Source organism: Streptomyces sp. NPDC028907, assembly GCF_055564995.1.
This window is the reverse complement of the sequence record NZ_JBVHVE010000043.1, coordinates 1-6,041: the sequence shown is the minus strand read 5'-3', so window position 1 is coordinate 6,041 and position 6,041 is coordinate 1. Positions and strand designations below refer to the sequence as shown.

6 protein-coding genes are annotated in these 6,041 nt (G+C 64.6%); 4 read left to right on the top strand and 2 right to left on the bottom strand.

Annotated features, from left to right (window positions below):
- Positions 1-91 precede the first annotated feature (91 nt).
- A complete protein-coding gene (mycP, locus tag ACZ4UU_RS45010; RefSeq protein WP_471909258.1) occupies positions 92-1,279 on the bottom strand; it encodes a type VII secretion-associated serine protease mycosin in 1,188 nt (395 codons plus the stop codon).
- A 272-nt stretch (positions 1,280-1,551) separates the two neighbouring features.
- Here mycP and ACZ4UU_RS45005 point away from each other — a divergent pair, with 272 nt between their 5' ends.
- Positions 1,552-1,722, top strand: a complete 171-nt coding sequence (locus ACZ4UU_RS45005; protein ID WP_471909257.1) for a hypothetical protein — start codon at positions 1,552-1,554, stop codon at positions 1,720-1,722.
- 248 nt (positions 1,723-1,970) lie between these two features.
- Here the strand turns inward: ACZ4UU_RS45005 and ACZ4UU_RS45000 are convergent, their stop codons facing one another.
- The gene (locus ACZ4UU_RS45000) at positions 1,971-2,810 is read right to left on the bottom strand and encodes an AfsR/SARP family transcriptional regulator (RefSeq protein WP_471909256.1); all 840 of its coding nucleotides are present in this window, start codon (positions 2,808-2,810) and stop codon (positions 1,971-1,973) included.
- An 82-nt stretch (positions 2,811-2,892) separates the two neighbouring features.
- Here ACZ4UU_RS45000 and ACZ4UU_RS44995 point away from each other — a divergent pair, with 82 nt between their 5' ends.
- The 3 genes from ACZ4UU_RS44995 (at position 2,893) to ACZ4UU_RS44985 (ending at position 5,963) form a co-directional block, all read left to right on the top strand.
- The gene (locus ACZ4UU_RS44995) at positions 2,893-5,199 is read left to right on the top strand and encodes a cyanobactin maturation protease PatG family protein (protein ID WP_471909255.1); all 2,307 of its coding nucleotides are present in this window, start codon (positions 2,893-2,895) and stop codon (positions 5,197-5,199) included.
- A gap of 284 nt (positions 5,200-5,483) precedes the next feature.
- Positions 5,484-5,687 carry a hypothetical protein gene (locus ACZ4UU_RS44990; RefSeq protein ID WP_471909254.1) on the top strand — a complete coding sequence of 68 codons (204 nt, stop codon included), beginning with the start codon at positions 5,484-5,486 and terminating at the stop codon, positions 5,685-5,687.
- Between the two features lie 84 nt (positions 5,688-5,771).
- On the top strand, positions 5,772-5,963 hold the full coding sequence (locus tag ACZ4UU_RS44985) for a hypothetical protein (protein ID WP_471909253.1): 192 nt from the start codon (positions 5,772-5,774) through the stop codon (positions 5,961-5,963).
- The last annotated feature ends 78 nt before the right edge of the window (positions 5,964-6,041 follow it).

The window sequence follows — 6,041 nt, the reverse complement described above, 5'->3', positions numbered from 1 at the left end:
GTGCCGTCAAGAGGGTGTCTAAATCGGTCGTCACAACCCGATGTTGGACACCCTCCCTCCGTCTGAGAACCCCGCAATCGGAACTACTCGTCTAGCGTGGGTTGGGGTGCTGTGGGTACTGCCCCGCAGGCGGTGCGTAGCCCTGCTGAGGTGCTGTGTTGGGGTAGTGCTGATAGCCCGTCGGGGGCTGCTGCGGGTAGCCCGTGCCCTGACGGGGCATTCCGCCGCCGGAACCGGGCCCATCCCCTCCGTTGCGGCGACTGCGGATGACTGCAAAGACGATGGCGCCGATGACCACGACGGCTGCGATGCCGGCAACGATGACGAGGAGGTTGCGGGACGAGGCCTGCGTGGCGGTATCCGCTTCCTTGGAAGACTCGCTGGAGGCAGGTGTGGCCACGGAAAGCCGGCCGAGCGGGTTCTCCTTGGGTCCGGCCGGGATTTCCATCGTGAGCGCCGTATAAGGGCGTACGATCCCGTAGCCGTATTCCTCGTCGGGAGCCTTCAATCCCTTGTGGTGCGCGAAGGTGGCCGACTTAATCAGACGGTTGATCACTTGCCCCGCTGTGAGTTCGGGGTACTTCGAGCGGACCAGGGCGGCCGCGGCGGCTACGTAGGCCGTGGAGTCCGATGTGCCGTTGGACATGGAGTACTGCTGCGTGCTCGTCGGATCCGCCGCGAGGACTTCAGCACCTGGAGCGACAAGGGCAACCCCCTTTCCGGTGTTTGAGCCTTCCCAGAGGTTCCCGCTCTTGTCTATGGCGCCGAAGGCCACAACACCAGGTAGTGCTGCCGGTTCGGCGACGGCTATCGAGCCGTCATTGCCCGTTCCGGCGACCACGACGACATCGTGCGCTTGTGCATACGCGATTGCCGCACGACCGTCACTCAGCGTTTTTCCGCCTTCATTTGCAATAGCGAGATTGATGACCTTCGCGCCTTGGTCAACTGCATATCGAACTGCGGCAGCCCAGGTCTCGTCGTGAAGAGGGTCTTTCTCCGTCTGGAGGGCACGCAGAGGCAGGATCTTTGCTTTCGGCGCGAGGCCCATCATGCCGGACGAGTTTCCCGGGCCATGGCCGTGTGCGGCGATGATGCTGGCCATAGCCGTCCCGTGTCCGTGCTTGTCGTCCTGCGCGTTGCCTCCGCCAGTGAAGTCCTTCCCCTCGAGGACCTGACCGGTCAGATCGGGATGGCTGGCATCGACTCCGGAGTCCACAACCGCAACGGTGACGCCCTCTCCTTGGGATTCGGCCCAGACGTCTTCAACCGCGAACACATCCAAGATCCACTGCTGGTCTCTGACATAGTCAGCCGACGCAGGTGGGGCTGACGTGAGGAGCAAGGCTCCTGTCAATGCCACGACTCCCGTGGTCGACCAGAATCGCTTGCCACTCAACTCTGTGCTCCTCACCCATGAAAGGCCTGGTATCCGGGCCGCTGTAGCGGACGGGGATCCACGCTAGAGGATCAAGCAGGGCGAGCCGTCTCCGCCCCCACACCGGTGGAACCGGCACCGCCGGTCTACCTCACGGGCCGCTCCGGCCGCACATGGTCGGGGCGACCTTCGACCGCGATCAAGGCGAGTTCCTCAACCTGATCCTCGAACTCGCGGACTTCGCCGCCACCTACATCACCATCCGCCATGCCCGCTCCGGAACCCCGGTCGCCGACACGCTCACCGACCTCGAGGAAATGCTGAAACAGTTCGTCGACGCGTAACCGAGGACCCGCAGCACGGCCTCCCCCGAAAGAGCGGGCTATCTCGGTGAACTGCGGTCCGCCGCCGCCCATCGGATCGACCAGTCCGCCCGGCGGCGCCGCCACGACCGGATGGCCTGATCCCCCAGGGGCAGGACGCCGCACAGGACCACCCGCCGAACGGATCCGCAGCGCCGTTGCGGCCGGTGGCCCAGCGCCGGAACTTGGTGCGCTTGGGCAACGGCTTCGTGTATCGCCAGCATTGGATGTTACAGCTGAGTGGGTGACAGGTCCCTTACAAGCTGGGTCATTTGCCGTGACGGAGCAACGTTCAGCTCGCGGCGCAGGAAAGCCCTGTAGTCGTGGTAGCGCTTGAGTGCGTTGGCGACGTTGCCCTCGGCAAGGTGCACCTCTATCACGATTCGGTGTGCAGTCTCCCTTATGGGGTCTACGGCCATGGCGGCGAGCGCTGCCTGTAGCGCGGGCAGATATTGGTCTGCGACCTGAAACTGCTGGGCGAGGCCCTCGAGGGCGTAGACGCGTACCTGGTCCCACCGTTCGCGTTCCAATATCAACCAGTCTTCGGACCAGCCGGGCAACAGTTCCCGGCTCAGGTCGCTAACGAGACTGGCCCAATCGATGGGCAACGTTCCTACGCCCTCGGTTACATGACGGGCCGACTCCCAGACACGGTGCAGATCGACACAGACCGAGGGCGAAAGCATCAGGCGCGGGCCGACAGACTCGATCGCCGTTAGGCACCCCAGACGGCGGCCTTGACACAGGGCTGACCGAAGGTTGGCTGCCGCCCGATAAGGCGTGCAGTCGGGCCATAGCTGCTCGGCTGCTGCAGCGTGGTGTGCACCGTCTTCCTGCAACGCGAGGAACGCCAGCAGGCGTTGTGCTCCCAAGGGGAGGGAGATACGGCAGCCACCATTGGTGACTTCGAAACGCCTCAGCAGTTCGAGGCGAGCATCGTTCCTCGGCACATCCACCACTGTGCAGCCTGCACATGTCATGCGCACCTGCTGTTCGTCTATGCCGGGATGAACGGCACTTGCTCTGGCCAGCAAAAACGTCTCAGAGACGGGCGAGAGACGCGCGCTCAACACTCCAGGGCACACCGTCGCGACAACCGCGGGGGAGTCTTGGTGGGACCGGACCTTCCGACGGTGAGGCGAGGAGGCTTGGATGGAAGCCCGCTCGGTCCTGCACGGCCTTGTACGACCCGAGGAGCTCCTTGGAGTTCCCGATGTCTGCATCGCCGTACTCGACGGACCCGTGGACCTGTCTCATCCGTGCTTCGAGGGGGCCGATCTCACCAGGATCGACACCCTGGTCCAGGACCCACCTGGTCGAGGGCCGATGTCTGTGCACGGCACCCATGTCACAAGCCTGCCTTTTGGCCAGCCCGGGAGCACCTTGGTGGGACTTGCTCCCCGGTGCCGGGGACTGATCCTTCCGATCTTCCCAGACGCTGCTGGAATGAAAGTCCCGCAACTCGACCTGGCCCGTGCCATCGAGCGGGCCGTGCAGGAGGGCGCCGACGTCATCAACATCAGCGGCGGCGAACGGGCCTCGGACGGGTCCGCCGACAGCATGCTGGAACGAGCCCTGCGACTGTGCGAGGACAACGGTGTTCTGGTCGTCGCGGCAGTTGGTAACGATGGGTGCGACTGCTTGCAGGTACCCGCTGCAATGCCGTCCGTGCTCGCGATCGGCGCAGCGGGGAGCGACGGCCGCCCTTTGGAGGTCAACAACTGGGGTGGCGCCTACCGCACCAACGGCGTCCTCGCCCCCGGGCAGGACATCGAGGGCGCGTCGCCCGGTGGAGGGCGGCAGAGGCTCACTGGCAGTAGCTTCGCCACGCCTCTCGCCTCTGGCGTCGCGGCACTCCTGATCTCTGCTCAGCTCCAGCAGGGACGAGATGCGGACCCCCAAGCTGCAGGCAAGGCCATTCTCGATACCGCCTCTGCCCACCCATGCTCGCCCAGCGATGCTCCTGAGTGCCGCCGAAACCTGGCGGGTGACCTGAATGCCAAAGGAGCCTACGACCTCGTCAGCAGCCGAGGCCGCGCCCCACTGATTGCTGTTGACGTAGCTCCGGTCCCGTCGTCGCCTGCGCAGCAACACCAGACGCAGGCGTGGGAAACCATCTCCGGGCCGGGGGTCAGCGCCGCAGGCGAGCCCTCGTCGCTCGGGGCACCTCAGTCCGAACCAAACGAGGGAGCCAGAGCCATGACGACCCAGACCATCCAGGCAGATGAGGGCGCGCACGGCAGCGCCCAGGCGCCGAACGCTGAGACGCTTACTTCCGGCCCGGAATCAGGTGTTGACGTCAGCCCTCATGGGGGCGGTGTCCGTCCCTCCTGCGAATGCGGCGGGAGTCCAGCGACGGGTTGTAGCTGTGGGGGGAACGGCGGACACCGGCAGTTGATCTACGCGATCGGCACGATCGGATACGACTATATGACCGACGCCTGCCGGGATGCGTTCCGCCAGCAGATGCCAGCATTTACAGTGCCGGCGAGCAACGGGATGCCGGAGAGGGAACTGGCACCGAACCCATACGACGGGGAGCAGCTGTCTGACTTCCTGGCGGACAATCCCTGGCTGTCCGACAAGGTGACATGGCTGCTGCAGCACGACGCAACGCCGATCTACGCGCTGGAGCCAGAAGAACCCGCTGGCCTGGACTGGAGCCGGCCGGTTGTGACCAAGAAGAAGGCGACGGAAGGAAAGGGGGCGGAAGAGGGAGAGGGCGGGGACGAGTACGACTTCGATGCCCCGGGCGGCAATTCGCTGCAGCGGCAGTTCAAGTACCTACTCGAAACCCTTTCCCACCCGCCGGTATCAGCTCCGTCCACTACTCGATCCCGGCCGCATCTCGCGCGTGTCTATCCCCGGAGAGCTCACCGGTCGAACAGTTCGACTGTACTCAGGGCAGGTCGTTCCGGTGGTCAAGGTGAAGCCCCCGGTGTCCACACCTGGAATGAAACCGCTCTCGTCACCGGCGTCGTCGGGGCGATCAGGCAGGCAGAACGAGACGCCAAGAAGCCGGTGCAGGAACAGGGCCAGACCGTCGCCAAGGCTCGTATCGGGATGAGCGACGCGGAACTGAACAATCTCATCCTCGCCTTCCTCAACAAGATCTACTACCAGTTCCGCAACCTGGGGCAGTCCTCCGCCGACCGAGCTCTGAACTTCGCGGGGACCAACACGTACATGATCGCCGACACGGTCAAGGACGGTCTGCTGTCCGGCAGCATGGTCCCCGGCCCCAACGACGAGGGACGACAGCACATGTATGCGCTGGACAGCATCCAGGTTTCGAAGGGTCCGTACTGCCGGCCGGGCTCGGACTGCCAGGACGTCACTGTGACGTTCTTCGACCCCGAGAACGACCAGCGCGCGAAGGTGTCGTATCTGTTCACGTACGACGTCAGCTACCACTTGCCGGTCAGCCTGGCGCCGGTCCACCAGTTCCTCGACAAGTGAGTCCGTCATCGCGCACACGAGGAGGAAGCAGATGAACAGCTCAGACGCTCAGCCGGACATCGGGCTGCCGGTCCAGGCTCCCCCCGTCAACCGGGAGGATGCAGTGACTGAAACTGCGGGCCAGCATCCAGGAGCAGGTGTGGAAGCAGCCAGGACCAAGTGCGCCGACCTGACAGGGTCGGCCAGGCAGATGTGCTACCAGGCGAAGTACGGGATCTCGACGTAAGTCCTGTGCTGGCGGGATCCGCCCGCTGGCACGGCGGCCAGGTGAAAGGAGAACCGTCATGATCTACCACGCCACGCACGATGAGAGCAGGCTCGAGCCGACGGTCGGGCTGCAGATGCCGCAGCAGGCGCCGCCGGTCGACCGCAGCGAAGCGACCCCGGCCGCTGCCCTCGCCGACAACCCCGCCATCCAGGCCAACGGGATCCTGGACATCCTGAAGCTCCCCGGCGGGTTCAGTGGGATCAACCCATTTTCCCCCTGATGCAGTGAGGCCTGCTGGGGACAGCAGCAGTCCCCTCTGCTCGCCTCGATGTCACGGACTGCGCCGACAACGAGAGGCCAAGTCATGGGACTCAACTTGCCGCTGCAGCGAGCAGCCATCGACCGTCTGGGCACGCCCGTAGAGACCTGCATGAAGCTGCTGGCTGTGGACGAAGAGCAGAACATCTGGATCATGGGCAATCCGGAGGGAGACTACGGCCCTGACCCCTATGATCCGCAGGCCATGCTGAGGCTGGAAACGGGCCTTGACCCCTGATCCTGAACACGGGTTATGCGGCTTCGGTCAGCGTAGTTGTTGTTCGGAGTGCTCGTTCGTAGGCGCTGGGGCTGCGGT